Genomic DNA, 17,047 nt, shown 5'->3' with positions numbered 1-17,047 from the left:
GCTCATCCGTGGCCGCACACCCCAGACGCCCAACCCCGGAATCCAGCCTGTCAAGCGCGGCGCGCACCCAGGCCGCACACCGCGCGCCCCGCACCACCGGCTCACGCGGAGCCGCACCCCGCCGCACGGCACCACTCACCCGCAACCGCATGCCCCAGACGCACTCAGCCGCCCGGCACCACCAGTCACGCGCGCCGCGCCGCCAGCACCGCGTCGTAGAGCTCCTTCTTCGACACCCCGGCCGCCTCGGCGACCTCCCCCGCCGCGGCCTTCAGCCGCTCGCCGGCCGCCACCCGCGCCGACACCTCCGCCACCAGGTCCGTCAGCGACACCGCCCGCGGCCGGGCGCCCTCCAGCACCACGGTGATCTCGCCGCGCACACCCTCGGCTGCCCACTCGGCGAGCTCGGGCAGCGTCCCGCGCCGGACCTCCTCGTACGTCTTCGTCAGCTCCCGGCACACCGCCGCCCGCCGCTCGCCGCCCAGCGCGTCGGCGGCCTCGGTCAGCGTCGCGGCCAGCCGGTGCGGCGACTCGAAGAACACGACCGTCCGCGGCTCGTGCGCCAGCTCCCGGAACCAGCGCCCCTTCTCACCCGGCTTGCGCGGCGCGAACCCCTCGAAGCAGAACCGGTCGCTGGGCAGGCCGGACAGCGCCAGCGCCGTCGTCACCGCCGACGGGCCGGGCAGGCAGGTGACCGGCAGGTCCTCCTCGACGCACGCGGTGACCAGCCGATATCCCGGATCCGACACGCTGGGCATGCCGGCGTCGGTGACCAGCACGACAGTCTCCCCGGCGCGCAGTGCCTCCAGCAGCTTCGGCAGCCGCGCCGTCTCGACGTCCTCGTAGAAGCTGACCACCCGCCCGCGCGGTGTCACGTCCAGCGCGGTGGCCAGCGACCGCAGCCGCCGGGTGTCCTCGGCGGCGATCACGTCCGCCTCGGCGAGAGCGGTGACCAGGCGGGGCGAGGCGTCCCGGGAGTCACCGAGCGGGGTCGCGGCGAGGACGAGCGGCATGGCCCTCACCCTATTAGCCGCGCGGGCATCCCGAGCTCACCCGTGGGAACCTAGGATCAGGCGCGTGACCGCTCTGCTGACGCGCCCGGACCAGGTGGACCCGCTCCGCCCGCCGACGGACCGTGCCGCGACCCTGCTCGGACGGCCGATGCCGGACGACCGGTTGCGCGGCTGGGTGGTCACGATCGTCCTGACGCTCGTCGCGGCGGTCACCCGGTTCCAGAACCTCGGCTTCCCCACCGACAAGGGCACCCCGGTCTTCGACGAGAAGCACTACGTGCCGCAGGCGTGGCAGATGTTGCGCAACGGCTGGTTCGAGGACAACGCGGGCTACGAGCTCGTGGTGCACCCGCCGCTGGCGAAACAGCTCATCGCGCTGGGCGAGTGGGCGTTCGGCTACGACGGCTGGGGCTGGCGGTTCAGCGCCGCGCTCGCCGGGACGCTCATCGTGCTGCTGACGATCCGCCTCGCGCGCCGGCTCACCCGGTCGACGCTGCTCGGCGGCATCGCCGGGATCCTCGTGATCTGCGACGGGGTGCTGTTCCTGCAGGCGCGGATGGGGATGCTGGACATCTTCATCGCCCTGTTCGCGCTGGCCGCGTTCGCCTGCCTGGTGTGCGACCGCGACCAGGTGCGGCAGCGCCTGGCCGTCGCGGTGGCGCAGGGCTGGGCGGACGAGTCGCCGTGGGGACCGCGGCTGGGTTTCCGGTGGTGGCGGTTCGCGGCCGGGGTGTGCCTCGGGCTGACCTTCGCGGTGAAGTGGTCGGGCCTGTACTACATGGCGTTCTTCGGGCTGCTGTGCGTCGGCTTCGACGTCGCCGCGCGGCGCGCCGCGGGCGTGCCGCGACCGTGGCTCGGGACGTTGCGCCGGGACGTGCTGCCCGCGCTGTGGGCGCTCCTCGCCATCCCCGTGCTGATGTACCTGGCGAGCTGGTGGGCCTGGTTCGCGAGCGAGTCCGCCACCGACCGGCACTACGTCGAGATCCAGGGCATCGCGCCCGGGTTCTGGAGCTGGGTGCCGCCGGCGCTGCGGTCGCTGGGCGACTACTCGATGAACGTGCTGCACTTCCACGAAACCCTGGTCACGCCGAAGAACGACCCGCACCCGTGGGAGTCGAAGCCGTGGACGTGGCCGATGGGGCTGCGGCCGATGCTCTACTACTACGAGTCCGGCAACGGCACGTGCGGCGGCTCGGACTGCGTTCAGGCAACGATGCTGATCGGCACGCCCGCGACGTGGTGGCTGGCGCTGCCGATGCTCGGCTGGGGCCTGTGGCGGTGGCTGTTCCGGTTCGACTGGCGGTACGCGGCCGTCCTGGTCGGCTACCTCGCCGGGTTGCTGCCCTGGTTCACCAACATCGACCGGCAGATGTACTTCTTCTACGCCACGCCGATGGCGCCGTTCCTGGCACTGGGCCTGACGCTGGCGCTGGGCCAGATCCTGGGCAGCGCGAGGCGCGGGTTCGAACGGCGCGGCACCGGGCTGCTGGTGGTGGCGCTGTACGTCGGCCTGGTGGTGGCGAACTTCGCCTGGCTGTGGCCGATCCTGAACGGCGACCCGATCAGCAGCGCCCGCTGGCAGGCGGAGCTGTGGCTGCCGTCCTGGCGATGACCGGGTACCTCGACCGCGCGCGGGAGTCGTACGACCGGGTCGCGGAGGACTACGCCGAGTTCGTCCGCCCGCGGTTCGCGGCCGATGCGGTCGGCCGCGGCGTGCTGGGCGCCTTCGCCGAGCTGGTGACCGGGCCGGTGGCCGACGTGGGCTGCGGCCCGGGCCAGGTGACGGCGCACCTGGCCGGCCTCGGCGTGGACGCCTTCGGTGTCGACTTGTCCCCCAAGATGATCGCGGTTGCCCGGCGCACGTACCCGTACCTGCGGTTCGACGTGGGCACCATGACGGCGCTCGACCTGCCCGCGGGTCAGCTGGGCGGGATCGTCGCGTGGTGGTCGATCTTCCACGTGCCGCCCGCAGTCCTGCCCGCGGTGTTCACCGGCTTCGCCCGCGCGCTGACGCCCGCGGGTCACGTGCTGATCGGCTTCCACGCCGGCAACGCCCAGTTGCAGCCCGAGCAGGCCTATGGCCGTCCGGTGGACTACGACGCTTACCTGCTGCCGCCCGACCACGTCGCGAGACTGCTGAAACGGGCTGGTTTCGACATCGTCGCGCGGGTCGAACTGGACGGCGCGAAGCACCCGCAGGCGATCCTGCTCGGCCGGAAGCGCACCACCCGGCGTTCTGCCCTGCCACATCGGTAGGTCTGACGCCACCCCCGGACGCGGCGTCAGCGGCGCGGCGGCATCGCCCTCGTTGTTCCGCCGACGGGCGGCACGATGCGCGTGACCGGGCCGTCCGCCGACTTGCCCGACCGCGCCAGGAAACCCTCCACCTCGCGCACGACCGTGTGCAGCGTCGGACGGCGGCGGGGTTCGTTGTCGAGCGAGGCGATCAACAGCCGGGCGTGCACGGAGCGCTGCGGCAGCCGGGACACCGGCTCCGCGCGTGCCGCCGCCATCAGGGCGGCCATGGGCGTCTCGCGGGTGCCCCGCGGCGGGTAGCCGGACAGCGCGTAGCTGACCGTCGCCGCCAGTTGCCACGCGTCCGAGGCCGGGGAAGCCGGCGCGCCGGCCGCCTGCTCGGGTGCGACGAAGTCCGGCGTGCCGATCATCATCCCGGTGGCGGTCATCGTCGAGTCGCCGCGGCTGCGTGCGATGCCGAAGTCGATCAGGTGCGGGATGCCCTGCGGGTCCAGGATCACGTTCGATGGCTTCACGTCGCGGTGCAGCACGCCCTTCTCGTGGGCCGCGGCGAGCGCCCCGGCCATCGTGGCCCACAGGCGGCCCGCGGCGATGTCGTCGAGCGGGCCAATGGTGTCGACCGCGGTGGCGAGCGACTGCCCTTCCAGGTACTCCATGACCAGGGCGAGCCCGTCCGGCTCCTCCACCAGGTCGTACACCCGCACGCAGTTCGGGTGGTTGACCATCGCCAGCGCCCGGGCCTCGCGGCGCATGCGCTCCTCGGTGTCCCGGTCGGGCGCGTGCGCGATCTTCAACGCGACCGTGCGGCCGAGCTGGTTGTCCACCGCCTGCCAGACCGTGCCGAACCCGCCGTGACCGAGGCGTTTGATCCGCCGGTACCGGCCGCCGCCGTTGGCCGTCGAACCCGGCGGCATCGGGATCGGGCCGGGCGCCGCGGCCAGCTGCTGCGCCGCCGGCGCGACGGCGGTGGGGGTGTACTGCTTCGGCTGCTGCTGCGGCGGCGGGGCCGGCGGCTCCACCGGTGGCGGGGGCTCGGGCCGCGGCTCCGGGCGCTCCCGCTCGGGGCGGTTGATCACGACCCACGCGGGCGGTCCGACCAGTGCGATCGGGATGATCCCGAGCATCGCGACCGGCAGGAAGCCGAGCCACAGGAACACTGCGGTGTTGGCCGAGACACCGACCGAGAACGCGACGAACAGCACGAACCCGACCCACAGCAGGCGGCCCGGCCACTTCGGTCCGCGGCGCATCGCGGTGCGCGCCTGCAAGATCATGAACAGCAGCGCGACCAGCGGCAACCCGACGAGCCCACCCAGGTAGTAGCCGTAGGAGAGGACGTTGCCCGACGAGTAGAAGATCGTCTCGAAGATGTTCTGGCCACCGCCGAGATAGTCGCTCTGGACGCCGATGAGCGAGCAGTACTCGCGGAATATCGTCCCGCTGTCGGCGCCCGGCAGGGAGGCCGTGCCCTGGCGGACGGCGCGGTAGGTGCTCGAGATGCCGTTGAAGGCCAGCCACGGCAACCCGAACGTGAACACGAACGCGATCACACTGATCGCCGAGATCGTGCCGGTGTCGTAGCGGTTGCCGGTGAACTTCCGCATCAGCGCGACGAGGACCGCGCCGGCCACCGGGAACAGCGCGGTCAGCGCACCGGCGGCCACCGTGGACCAGACCCAGTCGCCGGGGCAGAGACCTGGGCTGAGCAGGGTATGCGCGAGGGACAGCAGCCAGTCCGCGAACGCGTTCACCGCCGGGTCCCTTCGTGGTCGGGGTCTTCTTCTGGCCTCTCACCCTATTCGCACCATGGACGCGCCAGGGCGCGGGCGGGTTGCGGTCGCGTTCCAGCCCACCCGGACGAGTGAAAGCACCTGGTGGATGCCCCTCCCGCGAGGGCCATCGGACACGCACGGCTGCCGGTTCGCGTCCCGGCGCAGGGACAGCGGGTGAGCGTGCACGGACCGCGGATCGGCGTGGGTCGTGGGTGCCGGGCCGTGGCCGGGACGGTGGCTCGCGAGTTGCGCGGCTCGGAGCGGCGGCCTCCGGGTGACGCCCGTCCGGACTCGCGTCCTGGTGGTCGCCCGGCCAGGGTGCATCGACGGTGGATGCCGGGCCGGCAGGCCCGGACGGCGAGACACTGGGGCTTGCCGGCCCGGTCTGGTGCGCGCGGTCTGGTGCGCGCGGTCTGGTGCGCGGGGTCTCGTGCGCGGTGTAGCCGAACCGGACGAGCAGCCCTGCGGATCGGTGGGAGCCGGCGCGTGCACCACGGTGGGCATGCCCGACAGCACGCTCGGCGCGCACAGCCTGATCGTCGTCTTCGCTGGTCCAGCGGCGCGGATTCCTGGCCGAGGTCGCCGGTGACGAGATGATCAGCACCACCGACGCCGCAGCGGTCGCCGTGCGGCCTGGGCTGCGGGAGGTCCGGCCGGTTACGGGCGGACCTGAGTCGGTTCGGTTCACCCGCACGGGATGGCACGCGTTCCGGGCTGGTGCGCGAGCTTGGTGAGTTCGAGGTCTCTCGCGGCAGGTAGTCAGGCAGGATGACGCGGTGACTCGCACTTCGGATGCGCCGCCGGTTGACCTCGCGCAGGTTGTTCCTGGCATCGAGGCACACGTTCGCCACGCGGTACGACTTCACCCCCGGCCGGGCCGCCCCGGCCTTCGGGACAGCCACATCGGTGGCCCATTGCTGTGGCCGGCCTCGGAACCGTGGCCGCGCTGTGGGCAATCCCCGTACTGCGCGCTGGGTCCGGACGATCCGATGATCGTGGTCGCCCAGTTGACCGCCGCGGATTTTCCCGAGATCGCCTTCCCGGACGGGGCGGATCTGGTGCAGGTGTTGTGGTGCGGTGGCTACCACGGGGCGCCCGAGGGGGCCGAGCCGGTCCGGGTGTTCTGGCGCCGGGCCGCCGACGTGAGGCAGGCGCTGGCCGAGCAGCCCACCCCCGCGCCGGAGTTGTCCGCGCAGAGACTCGTTCCGCGTCCGTGTGTCCTCGATCCGGAGCGCGTTGTCGAGTACCCGTGGTACGAAGAGCTTCCCGACGATCTGCTCGAGCGGCTGCGGGCCTGGGAGACCCCGTACCCGGACGAGGAGTGGTATCCGCCGCTGTACGACGAGGTCGCGACGGCGCCCGGCTTCAAGGTCGGCGGCAGTATGGGCTGGTGGACGACCGACATGCCGGAGGAGCTCGTGTGCCCCACGTGCCAGGCACCGTCCGTACTCCTGCTCCAGCTCGACACCCACGAATGGTGCCCCCACCTCGAGTGGGACCCCCACCGTGTCTCGCGGTGGCAGCCGCTCGAAGAACGCCACCTGGTCGCGCACACTGCGGAGTACCAGCAAGCCTGTGAGCCGACCGGCGCGAGCATCGGCCGGGCTTCCCATGGAGGCGTGTTCGTCTGTTCAGCGGCTCCTGATCACCCGGCAACGTTCTACGGTCAGTGACGGCCCTCCCGGCCAAGTGCTGCCGCGTGTGACGAACCACCCTCACCAGCCCGGCGCCCTCGCGGAGCTGCTCCCTGAAGGGGACCGGCCCTGTGGGCCAGTAGCTCAAGCCAGCGGGACACAATCCCCGCGCGCCCATCGAGGCGGGCCCGGGGCGTGCGCAGCCGGAAACCACGGGGCACAGCCTGCGGCGGAGCCGAGGCGGACCCGTGCACCGGGGGCGGCACAGGCGAGCGGGGCAGCGCTGCGGATCGAGTGAGGATTCGTGCACCGCGGTCGCCGGAGCGAGCGGGGCCGGCCGTGCGGACGCGTCGAAGCGGGCTGGGGCGCCGGGGTGGTCCGAGCGCACTGGGCGGGCGGCTGGATCGGTGCGGGCAGGACCGCTGCTCGCCGCCGTTTTCTGGGCCATGATGTGGGGCACGAGCTCGACGACGAGGAGGTCTGTCCCATGGGCCGTCACGCGGAGGAATACCAGCGCAGCCTGACCGATCCGGAGGGGTTCTGGCTGGCCGCCGCCAAGGCGATCGACTGGACGCGCGAGCCGTCCAGAGCGCTCGACTCGTCGCAGGCCCCGCTGTACCGGTGGTTCCCGGACGGCGAGCTGAACACCGCCTACAACGCGCTGGACCGGCACGTGGAACACGGCCGGGGCGAGCAGGCCGCGTTGATCTGGGACTCGCCGGTGACCGGCGGCAAACGCACCTACACCTACACCCAGCTGCGCGACGAGGTCGCCCGGTTCGCCGGGGCCCTGCGGTCGCTCGGCGTCGGCAAGGGCGACCGGGTGATCGTCTACCTGCCGATGGTGCCCGAGGCGGTGGTGGCGATGCTGGCCTGCGCCCGCATCGGCGCCGTGCACTCGGTGGTGTTCGGCGGGTTCGCCCCCAAGGAGCTGGCCGCGCGCATCGAGGACGCGAAACCGAAGGTGATCGTCGCCGCTTCGTGCGGCATCGAACCGAGCCGGGTGGTCGAGTACAAGCCGATCATCGACGAGGCACTCGCCGGCACCACGCACCAGCCGGACAAGGTCGTGGTGCTGCAACGCGACGCGGCCCGGGCGACGCTCGGCGAACGGGACGTCGACTGGCAGGACCTGGTCGCGGACGCCACCCCGGTGGGCCCGGTGCCGGTCGCGGCAACGGACCCGCTCTACATCCTCTACACCTCCGGCACGACCGGGAAACCGAAAGGCGTCGTGCGGGACACCGGCGGGCACGCGGTCGCGCTGGCCTACTCGATGACCGCGATCTACGACATCCAGCCCGGCGACATCTGGTGGACCGCTTCCGATGTCGGCTGGGTGGTCGGCCACTCCTACATCGTGTACGCGCCGCTGCTGATCGGCGCGACGACGGTGATGTACGAGGGCAAACCGGTGGGCACGCCGGACGCGGGCGCGTTCTGGCGCGTCATCAGCGAGCACCGGGCGAAGGCGTTGTTCACCGCCCCCACCGCGCTGCGGGCCATCAAGCGGGTCGACCCGGAGGGCACGGAACTCGCGAAGTACGACCTGTCGTCGTTTTCGACCCTGTTCATGGCCGGCGAGCGGCTCGACCCGGAGACCCTGCACTGGGCCTCCGACAAGCTCGGCGTGCCGGTGATCGACCACTGGTGGCAGACCGAGACCGGCTGGCCGATCGCCGCGAACCCGCGCGGGGTGGAGCCGATGCCGGTCAAGCCGGGGTCGGCGACCGTCCCGGTGCCGGGTTACGACGTGCGGATCCTCGACCAGTCCGGTGAGCCGCTGCCGGCCGGGCAGGAGGGCGCGATCTGCCTCAAGCTGCCGATGCCACCGGGCACCCTGCCCACGCTGTGGGGCGACGACGAGCGGTACGTCGAGGCGTACCTGTCCCGGTACCCGGGCTACTACCTCACCGGTGACTCCGGGTACTTCGACGAGGACGGGTACCTGTTCGTGATGGGCCGCACCGACGACGTCATCAACGTCGCCGGGCACCGGCTCTCGACCGGATCGATGGAGGCCGTGCTGGCGGCGCACCCCGCCGTGGCCGAGTGCGCGGTGATCGGCGTGCGGGACGCGCTGAAGGGACAGGTGCCGCGTGGGCTGGTGGTGCTGAAGTCCGGTGTGGACGTCGACGAGGAGGAGCTCAAGTCCGAACTGGTCGCCGCCGTCCGGCGGGACATCGGCCCGGTGGCCGCGTTCCGCCAGGTGTCTGTTGTGGACGCGTTGCCGAAGACGCGCTCGGGCAAGATCCTCCGCAAGACCATGCGCGGACTCGCGGAAGGCCGCGACGAGCCCGTGCCGTCGACGATCGAGGACCCCTCGGTGCTCGACAACCTGCGCACGATCCTGCAGGACTCCTGACCCGCGGGCGCGCCGGACGACGACGCCGAGTGTCCATTTGAGATGGATGAACGTGCTCTCGAAGTTCATACCGGCACGCTAGCCGCGACCGCCGACGAAAACCGTGCTCCGGCCGGAAGATCGCCACCCGATCGAGTCGAACGGGCCGATTCACCCGGCCGGAGCAGGCGGCCGCCAGGTGGAGCATTGCGCGGGCCGGGAGCACTGGTCTATACCTTTAGGTGACCCGCTCCCGAGACCCGGAGAGTGATCCATGCTCAGATCCCTGGCCGCACTGCTCGGCGCCACCGCGCTGACCCTGGCCCTCACCCAGCCCGCCACCGCGAGCCAGCCGGCCACCCACGCCCTGGCGGACGTGATTCCCGTTCCGGTATCCGCGAAAGCCGATCCGCGGAACGACTTCCGGCTCACGCCGGCCACCGCGATCGAGGCAGGCGGCGGCGCCCGCCAGGTGGCCGCCTACCTGGCCGGCCTGCTCCGCCCGTCCACCGGGTTTCCGCTGCCGGTCGTGGAGCGCACCGTGACGCCGTCGGCACCGTCGGCGCCGTCGGCACCGTCGGCACCGTCGATCGCGCTCGAGCTCGGCCCGACCGCGGAGGCCGGTGACCAGGGCTACCAGCTCACCGTGACGCGGCGCGGCGTCACCATCCGCGCGAACAGCGACGACGGCCTGTTCGCCGGTGTGCAGACGCTGCGCCAGCTGCTGCCCGCACGGGTCGAGTCGCGCACGGTCGCCCGCGGCCCGTGGGTCGTGCCGGGCGGCCGGATCGTGGACCACCCGCGGTTCGCCTACCGCGGCGCGATGCTCGACGTGGCCCGGCACTTCTTCTCCGTCGGTGAGGTCGAGCGCTACATCGACCAGATCGCGCAGTACAAGATCAACCGGCTGCACCTGCACCTGGCGGACGACCAGGGCTGGCGGATCGAGATCAAGAGCCGGCCCCGCCTGGCGACCTACGGCGGCAGCACCGAGGTCGGCGGCGGTCCGGGCGGCTACTACACGCAGGACCAGTACCGGGAGCTGGTGGCCTACGCCGCGTCCCGGCACATCACGGTGATCCCGGAGATCGACATGCCGGGCCACACGAACGCCGCACTGGCCTCCTACCCGGAGCTGAACTGCGACGGCGTCGCCCCGCCGCTCTACACCGGCATCGAAGTCGGGTTCAGCTCGCTGTGCGTCGGCAAGGACGTCACGTACCGGTTCCTGGACGACGTGATCGGCGAGTTGGCCGCCCTGACACCCGGCCGGTACCTGGACATCGGGGGCGACGAGGCGCACGCGACGCCGCCCGGGGACTACCAGAAGTTCATGGGCGAGGTGCTGCCGATCGTCGCGAAGCACGGCAAGCTGGCGCAGGGCTGGCACGAGATCGCGCAGGCCCATCCGCCGGTGTCGGCGGTGCCGCAGTTCTGGGACACCGACGGCGTGGACGCCGCCACCGCCGCGGCCGCGGCCGCGGGCAACAAGGTGCTGATGTCCCCGGCCAACAAGGCGTACCTGGACATGCAGTACACCGCGAACAGCCCGCTCGGCCTGCACTGGGCCGGGTACGTCGAGGTCGCCGACTCCTACGACTGGGATCCGGCCACCGCCGTCCAGGGTGTGGGCGAGGCTTCCGTTCTCGGTATCGAGGCGCCACTGTGGTCGGAGACCCTGACCGACAGCGACGCCATCGAGTTCATGGCCTTCCCGCGCCTGCCCGGCATCGCGGAGATCGGCTGGTCGCCGAGGGCGGCGCACGACTGGGCCGGTTACCGGGTGCGGCTCGCGCAGCAGGCGCCGCGCTGGGCGGTCCAGGGGATCGACTTCTACCGTTCCCCGCAGGTCGACTGGCAGTAGCTCGCCAGCCGGCATCGAGGTGGGCCCGTCGTGAGGGGGCGGCGGGCCCACCTCGAACGAGAACGCCCGGGCGGCCGCGGCATCGGACGTAGACACCGTCTACAAACCTTGATAGACAGTGTCTACCAAATGAACACCGCATGTCGGAGCGCCGAATGGGCTACCAGAGGTTCGTCGTACTGGGGGACAGCTGCGCCGAGGGTCTGCACGACCCCTACCCGGGGACCGACGTCTACCGCGGCTGGGCCGACCTGGCCGCCGCCGCGCTGGCGCGGCACGACCCGTCGTTCCGGTACGCCAACCTGGCCGTCCGCGGCCGCCGTCTCGACCAGATCATCGTCGAGCAGATCCCGGCCGCGCTGGACCTCCGCCCCGATCTCGTCGCCCTGTTCGGCGGCGCCAACGACGTGCTGACCCGCAGCTACCGGGCGGAAGTCGTGGCCAAGCGGGTGGACGCCGCGATCCGCATGCTCACCCGCGCCGCCCCGACCGTCGTCGTCTTCACGCTCAGCGACGTGTCCAGCCGCGTGCCGGGGCTGCTGCGGATCCGCGGCCGGCTGGAAGCGCTCAACGACGCGATCCGCACGTCCGCGGCCCGGTACGGCGCGCAGGTCGTCGACCTGTGGGACGAGGAGGCCGTGCACGACCTGCGGTACTTCGGCCCGGACCGGCTGCACCTGTCCGAGCACGGTCACCGCCGCCTCGCCGCGTACCTGCTGACCCGGCTCGGCGTCGGCTACGACCCCGCCTGGCTCGAGCCGCTGCCCGGCGACCCGGTGCGGCCGGGCCTGCGCGCGCACGCCGACTGGGTGTGGCGGGAGGTCCTGCCGGTGATGGTCACGCGGACCCGCAACTGGTTCACCGGCCGGTCCCCCGGCGACGGTTTCGCCCCCAAACGCCCGGACCTGCTGCCCGTCATCGCAGACGAGTTGGCCTCGTGGACGACGATCCCCGGCAACGCCTGATCCGCAGCGCCGTCGCCGTCCTGACGAGCGAGGGTGTCGAGGCCGTCACCCTGCGCCGGATCGCGCGGGAGGCCGGCGTCTCGCACGGCGCGCCGCTGCGGCACTTCACCGGACGCGCCGAACTGCTCGCCGCCGTCGCCGCATCCGGATTCGCCGAACTGCACCGGCAGGCCGCGGACCTGCCCGGGGGAAACCCGCAGCAACGGTTGCTGACGGCGTGCCGCCGGTACCTCGACTTCGCGCTGGAGAACCCCGCGATGTTCGAGCTGATGTTCCGGCCCGACCTGATCGACGTGCGCGAACCCGAGCTGGCGCGGCTGAGCAATGCCGTGTTCGAGCAGTTCCTGGACCTCGTGACGAGTGCGCAGGCCGGTGGCTGGCGCCGGGGTACCGCGTCCCGCCCGCTGGCCGCGTCGCTGTGGGCGGCGCTGCACGGCCTCGCCGCGTTGTGGCTGCGCGGCGGGCTGCCGTCCGCCGCCGAATCCGCCGACGTGGAGCACACGCTCGCCGTCACGCTCAACACCTACCTGCGCCCCTGAGCCGTCCGCCAAGCCCGCTCCCCGAGCAGCCGCAGGCCGTTGAGCGCCACCAGCACCGTGGAGCCCTCGTGCCCGGCCACGCCAAGCGGCAGTGGCAGCTCGCCGAACAGGTCCCACAGCACGAGCCCGGCGATGAACGCACTCGCGATCACGAGGTTCGCCAGCACCAGCCGCCGGGCGCGCCGGGCCAGCGCGACCACCGCGGGGATCGCGGTCAGCTCGTCCCGCACGACCACCGCGTCCGCGGTCTCCAGCGCCAGGTCGGACCCGGCGCGTCCCATGGCGATGCCGGTGTGCGCCGCGGCGAGCGCGGGTGCGTCGTTGATCCCGTCGCCGACCACCAGGACCCGCTCGCCGAGTTCGCGCACCGCGGTGACCTTGTCCTGCGGCAGCAGCCCGGCCCGCACGTCGGTGATCCCCACCTCGTCCGCCACGCGAGCGGCGACGCGCTCGTTGTCACCGGTCAGCAGTACCGGCGAAGCCCCGGCCAGCAGGCCCACCGCCGCGCGGGCGTCCGGGCGCACCCGGTCGGCCAGACCGAGGACGCCCGCGGGCTCGCCGTCGACCCGCACCAGCACCGCGGTCCGGCCCGCGGCTTCGACCTCGCGCACCGGGTCGCCGTCGCCCCGGCCGACGAACACACGCCGGCCGTCCACCACCGCGTGCACCCCCCGGCCCGGCTCGGCCCGGAAGTCCCCCGCCACCGGTACCCGGTCCGCGGCTGCGACGATCGCGCGCCCCAGCGGGTGCTCGCTCGACTGCTCCGCACCGGCGGCGTACCGCAGAACGTCCGGTTCGGACATGCCGAGTGGACGGACCTCGACGACGCGCGGGGTGCCCTCGGTCAGCGTGCCGGTCTTGTCGAACGCCACCCGCTCGGTCGTGCCCAGCCGCTCCAGCACCACGGCCGACTTGACCAGCACGCCATGCCGCCCGGCGTTCGCGATCGCCGACAACAGCGGCGGCATGGTCGCCAGCACCACCGCGCACGGTGACGCGACGATCATGAACGTCATCGCGCGCAGCAGCGTGTCCTGCAGCCCGGCTCCGAACGCCAGCGGAACCAGGAACAACGCCAGTGTCGCCACCACCACTCCGGCGGAGTACCGCTGCTCGATCTTTTCGATGAACAGCTGGGTCCTCGCCTTGGTCGCGGACGCCTCCTCGACCATCGCCACGATCCGCGCCAGCACCGTGTCGGACGGATCGCGCGTGACCCGCACCCGCAGCATCCCGGTCCCGTTCAGCGTGCCGGCGAACACCTCGTCGCCGGGCGCCTTCGGCACCGGCATCGACTCGCCGGTGACCGACGACTGGTCCACCTCGCTCGCCCCGTCGAGCACGATGCCGTCCCCGCCGATGCGCTGTCCGGGCCGGGTGACGAACTCGTCGCCGATCTCGTAGCCGCCGGTCTCGGCGGTCAGGTCGAGCAGACCGCGCACGGAATCGGCGGTCCGCCGGGTCGCGACCGCCTCCAACGCGCCGGAGGTCGCGAAGATGACGATCAGCAGCCCGCCGTCGAAGACCTGCCCGATGGCCGCGGCGCCGACGGCCGCGACCACCATCAACAGGTCGACGTCCAGTGTGCGCTCGCGCAGTGCGCGCAGTCCGGCCAGCAGCGGCTCCCAGCCGCCCGCGCCATAACAGGCCAGGTAGAGCACCCAGGACAGCCATCCCGGGCTCCCGGCCAGATCGGCCGCGAGGCCGGCCAGGAACAGCGCCAGGGCGGCCAGCGCCCAGCGGACCTCGGGCAGCAGCAGCCGGCGCGCGGGGCGCGCGGGGGTTGCTCGTTCGATCACCTGAACCACGTGCCGCAGCATACCCGAACACATGAAGACCTCTACATGTGTTCTTCGACTAGAATCCCTTCCCGTGGGTCACGGAGTCGACGGCAAGGACAGGCCGGCAGCGTCGCTGGACGCGCAGAGCGCGGCAACGGTCGCCGCGACCTTGCAGGCGCTGGCCACCCCGAGCCGCCTGCTCATGCTCACCCGGCTGCGTCAAGGGCCGTGCGCGGTCGGCGAGCTGGCCGAGGCGGTCGGGATGGAGCAGTCCGCGGTGAGCCACCAGCTCCGGCTGCTGCGCAACCTCGGCCTGGTCACCGGTCAGCGCTCCGGCCGCAGCATCGTCTACAGCCTCTACGACAACCACGTCGCCCAGCTCCTCGACGAGGCCGTCTACCACATCGAACACCTCCGCCTCGGAGTTCCGGACAGCTCGACCGCGTGACTGGCACAGTGGTGACGTGACAAGTCCCGTGGTGGATCTGCGCCCGCCCGCGAACCTGGTGAGCCGCAAGGCGGTGCTCTTCTGGGCGACGCGAGCGGCGATCGGCTGGGTCGTCGTGCTCACCGGCGAAGGGGTGTGGCTCGGGCTGACCGGCTGGTTCCCGCTCGTCGTCGTGCTGGCCCTGACCGCGGTGGTGGCGATCGCGCACCTCGCCGTGATGCCGCAGTGGCGGTTCCGGGTGCACCGCTGGGAAACCACGCCGCAGGTCGTCTACACGCAGTCCGGCTGGATCAACCAGGAGCGGCGCATCGCGCCGGTGTCCCGCATCCAGACCGTCGACACCGAGCGCGGCCCGCTGGAGCGGCTGTTCGGGCTGGCGAACCTGACGGTGACCACGGCATCCGCACGCGGGCCGGTGCACATCCACGGTCTGGACCACGACGTGGCGCAACGCCTGACCCAGGAACTCGCCACCCGCACCCAGGCCACGCCCGGGGACGCGACGTGAGCACCGACTGGCACCGGCTGAGCGCGCGGATGCTCGCCGTCCACCCGGTGCAGGAGGTCGTCCGGCTGCTGCCGGTGCTGATCGGTGTGCTGTTCGTCGGGCGCGGCGGCCAGGGGCAGATCTGGAGCCTCGTCGGCCTGTGCCTGGCGGTCGGGACCGGGCTGCTCCGCTGGTTCACCACGACCTACCAGATCACCCCGGAGCACGTGCGGGTGCGGCGCGGGCTGTTCAGCCGTAAGGAACTGTCCGTGCCGCGGGACCGGATCCGCACGGTCGACCTGACTTCCCGTCCACTGCAACGGGTCCTCGGGCTGAGCCGGGTCGTGATCGGCACCGGGCACGGTGGACACAGTGGACGCGGTGGGCACGGCGGCGGGACCGTCACGCTCGACGCGCTCGCAACCGTGGACGCGGCGCGGTTGCGCGAGGAACTGCTGCACAAGCGCGCCGCGCACCCCGCGGAGGCCGGAGCCCTGGTCGACGTGCTGGCCGAGCTCCGGCCGCCGTGGGTGCGGTTCGCGCCGTTCACGCTGTCCGGGATCGCCGCGATCGGCGTGGTCGTCGGGTCCCTGGTGAACCTGTTCAACGAGATCGCCGTCGACCGGACCGACTTCGGTGCGGTGCAGTCGTGGATCGGGCAGATCGCGTCGGCGCCGGTGTGGGTCCTCGTGACCGGGCTGGCGGTGCTGACCGTGGTGCTGGTGTCGGTGCTGTCGATCGTCGCGTACGTGCTGGCGTTCTGGAACTTCCGGCTGGCGCGCGGCGAAGGCACGCTGCGGGTGACCCGCGGCCTGCTGACCACCCGGCAGACGACGATCGAACTGCGCCGCCTGCGCGGCACCGAGATCAGCGAACCGCTCCTGCTGCGGGCCGCGGGAGGTGCCCGCTGCTCGGCTATCACGACGGGGCTGCACGGCGAGCACAGCAGCTCCGTGCTGCTGCCGCCGGCGCCCCGCGTGGTGGCGGACCGGGTGGCCGGTGACGTGCTGGCGGACCCCGTCGCGGCGTCCGCGGAGCTGATCGGGCACGGGTCGCGTGCGCACCTGCGCCGGCACACGCGGGCAGCGCTGGTCGCGGCGGCGGTGACCGGGCTGTTCGTCCTGTTGTGGTGGCTGGCGGACTGGCCGGCGTGGACGTGGCAGGTGGCGCTGGCGTTGTTCCCGGCAGGCGCGCTGCTCGCCGAGGACCGCTACCGCAACCTGGGCCACACGCTGATCGGCGGGAAGCTGGTGGTCCGGCAGGGCAGCCTGGTGCGGCGACGGCAGGTGCTGTCCACCGAGGGCGTGATCGGCTGGGTGTTCCACCGGTCGTTCTTCCAGCGGCGGGCCGGGTTGCTCTCGCTGACCGCGACCACGGCGGCGGGCCGTCAGCACTACACGGGTATCGACATCCCGGCCGCGGAGGCCGTCGCGCTCGCCGACGCCGCCGAACCCGGGCTGCTGGAGCCGTTCCTGGTCCGGGAGCGGTCAGTCGCCGAGGCCGTCCAGGATCTCCGCGGCTAACCGGAGCACGCCGAGCTCGGTGCTGCTGAGGTCGCGCATCGCGGACACGAGCCAGCGGTCCCGCAACGCCATGTCGGCGGCCAGCGCCTCCTCCCCCGCGGCGGTGAGGGTGAGCAGCACTTGACGCGCGTCGTCCGCCCCGGGGTGCCGACGGATGAGCCCGTCGGCCTCGAGCTCGGCGAAGACCCGGGTGAGGGACTGGGGATGCTGCCGTTCGTCTCGCGCGATGCGGGACGGCGTGCTCGACCCGGTGCGCGCGAGGTGGCTCAGCACGGCGACCTTGTTGTTGGACAGCGCCGACTGGTCGCGTTCGACCCGCAGGCGCCGCGCCAGGCGCAGGACGGCGGACCGGACCAGCGGGGCGCACCGTTCGATTTCACTGCTCATTTTAGTAAGTTATCACGTAGTATCTGTCGTCGTG

General features: G+C 72.3%; 14 protein-coding genes. 10 read left to right on the top strand and 4 right to left on the bottom strand.

Annotated features, from left to right (window positions below; genetic code table 11):
- Nucleotides 1-185: 185 nt before the first annotated feature.
- Nucleotides 186-1,013, bottom strand: coding sequence for a 16S rRNA (cytidine(1402)-2'-O)-methyltransferase (gene rsmI / locus FHX46_RS05265; RefSeq protein WP_167111160.1), 828 nt, complete (start codon nt 1,011-1,013; stop codon nt 186-188).
- 64 nt (nt 1,014-1,077) lie between these two features.
- Here rsmI and FHX46_RS05260 point away from each other — a divergent pair, with 64 nt between their 5' ends.
- Complete coding sequence (locus FHX46_RS05260; RefSeq protein WP_167111158.1) at nt 1,078-2,625, top strand: dolichyl-phosphate-mannose--protein mannosyltransferase; 1,548 nt, start codon at nt 1,078-1,080, stop codon at nt 2,623-2,625.
- Nucleotides 2,622-3,269 carry a class I SAM-dependent DNA methyltransferase gene (locus tag FHX46_RS05255; protein ID WP_167121147.1) on the top strand — a complete coding sequence of 216 codons (648 nt, stop codon included), beginning with the start codon at nt 2,622-2,624 and terminating at the stop codon, nt 3,267-3,269. Before FHX46_RS05260 ends, FHX46_RS05255 begins: the two co-directional genes overlap by 4 nt.
- A gap of 26 nt (nt 3,270-3,295) precedes the next feature.
- Here FHX46_RS05255 and FHX46_RS05250 read toward each other — a convergent pair whose 3' ends face one another.
- Nucleotides 3,296-5,020 (bottom strand): serine/threonine-protein kinase, encoded by a 1,725-nt coding sequence (locus tag FHX46_RS05250; protein ID WP_167111156.1) that lies wholly within the window; start codon nt 5,018-5,020, stop codon nt 3,296-3,298.
- 797 nt (nt 5,021-5,817) lie between these two features.
- Here FHX46_RS05250 and FHX46_RS05245 point away from each other — a divergent pair.
- The 5 genes from FHX46_RS05245 (at nt 5,818) to FHX46_RS05225 (ending at nt 12,387) form a co-directional block, all read left to right on the top strand.
- Nucleotides 5,818-6,714, top strand: coding sequence for a DUF1963 domain-containing protein (locus tag FHX46_RS05245; RefSeq protein WP_167111154.1), 897 nt, complete (start codon nt 5,818-5,820; stop codon nt 6,712-6,714).
- A gap of 412 nt (nt 6,715-7,126) precedes the next feature.
- Entirely contained in the window at nt 7,127-9,040 is a 1,914-nt protein-coding gene (locus FHX46_RS05240) for a propionyl-CoA synthetase (RefSeq protein ID WP_167111152.1), read from the top strand.
- 253 nt (nt 9,041-9,293) lie between these two features.
- Entirely contained in the window at nt 9,294-10,883 is a 1,590-nt protein-coding gene (locus FHX46_RS05235; protein WP_167111150.1) for a beta-N-acetylhexosaminidase, read from the top strand.
- 155 nt (nt 10,884-11,038) lie between these two features.
- On the top strand, nt 11,039-11,848 hold the full coding sequence (locus FHX46_RS05230; RefSeq protein WP_167121145.1) for an SGNH/GDSL hydrolase family protein: 810 nt from the start codon (nt 11,039-11,041) through the stop codon (nt 11,846-11,848).
- Nucleotides 11,821-12,387: a TetR/AcrR family transcriptional regulator gene (locus tag FHX46_RS05225; protein WP_167111148.1), complete on the top strand. Its 567-nt coding sequence runs from the start codon at nt 11,821-11,823 to the stop codon at nt 12,385-12,387. The genes FHX46_RS05230 and FHX46_RS05225 overlap by 28 nt, the downstream gene beginning before the upstream one ends.
- On the opposite strand, the gene FHX46_RS05220 is transcribed toward FHX46_RS05225, so the two are convergent.
- Nucleotides 12,372-14,186: a heavy metal translocating P-type ATPase gene (locus tag FHX46_RS05220; RefSeq protein WP_313886272.1), complete on the bottom strand. Its 1,815-nt coding sequence runs from the start codon at nt 14,184-14,186 to the stop codon at nt 12,372-12,374. The two genes, FHX46_RS05225 and FHX46_RS05220, sit on opposite strands and share 16 nt — an antisense overlap.
- 73 nt (nt 14,187-14,259) lie before the next feature.
- On the opposite strand from FHX46_RS05220, the gene FHX46_RS05215 reads away from it, so the two are divergent.
- The 3 genes from FHX46_RS05215 to FHX46_RS05205 are packed head-to-tail and all read left to right on the top strand — an operon-like array spanning nt 14,260 to nt 16,626.
- Nucleotides 14,260-14,616, top strand: coding sequence for an ArsR/SmtB family transcription factor (locus tag FHX46_RS05215; protein WP_167104274.1), 357 nt, complete (start codon nt 14,260-14,262; stop codon nt 14,614-14,616).
- 16 nt (nt 14,617-14,632) lie between these two features.
- Nucleotides 14,633-15,124: a PH domain-containing protein gene (locus FHX46_RS05210; RefSeq protein WP_313886031.1), complete on the top strand. Its 492-nt coding sequence runs from the start codon at nt 14,633-14,635 to the stop codon at nt 15,122-15,124.
- Nucleotides 15,121-16,626, top strand: a complete 1,506-nt coding sequence (locus FHX46_RS05205; protein ID WP_167111144.1) for a PH domain-containing protein — start codon at nt 15,121-15,123, stop codon at nt 16,624-16,626. Before FHX46_RS05210 ends, FHX46_RS05205 begins: the two co-directional genes overlap by 4 nt.
- On the opposite strand, the gene FHX46_RS05200 is transcribed toward FHX46_RS05205, so the two are convergent.
- Nucleotides 16,591-17,013, bottom strand: a complete 423-nt coding sequence (locus FHX46_RS05200; protein WP_167111142.1) for a MarR family winged helix-turn-helix transcriptional regulator — start codon at nt 17,011-17,013, stop codon at nt 16,591-16,593. The two genes, FHX46_RS05205 and FHX46_RS05200, sit on opposite strands and share 36 nt — an antisense overlap.
- Nucleotides 17,014-17,047: the final 34 nt, after the last annotated feature.

The sequence above is a fragment of the Amycolatopsis viridis genome (assembly GCF_011758765.1).
Taxonomy (GTDB): Bacteria; Actinomycetota; Actinomycetes; order Mycobacteriales; family Pseudonocardiaceae; genus Amycolatopsis_E; species Amycolatopsis_E viridis.
This window is presented reverse-complemented; position numbering and strand designations above follow the sequence as displayed.

Bases quoted from the DNA above. Each gene is read 5' to 3' on its own strand.
- rsmI (WP_167111160.1), bottom strand. From the start codon at position 1,013: ATGCCGCTCGTCCTCGCCGCGACCCCGCTCGGTGACTCCCGGGACGCC.
- FHX46_RS05255 (WP_167121147.1), top strand. From the start codon at position 2,622: ATGACCGGGTACCTCGACCGCGCGCGGGAGTCGTACGACCGGGTCGCG.
- FHX46_RS05235 (WP_167111150.1), top strand. From the start codon at position 9,294: ATGCTCAGATCCCTGGCCGCACTGCTCGGCGCCACCGCGCTGACCCTG.
- FHX46_RS05230 (WP_167121145.1), top strand. From the start codon at position 11,039: ATGGGCTACCAGAGGTTCGTCGTACTGGGGGACAGCTGCGCCGAGGGT.
- FHX46_RS05200 (WP_167111142.1), bottom strand. From the start codon at position 17,013: ATGAGCAGTGAAATCGAACGGTGCGCCCCGCTGGTCCGGTCCGCCGTC.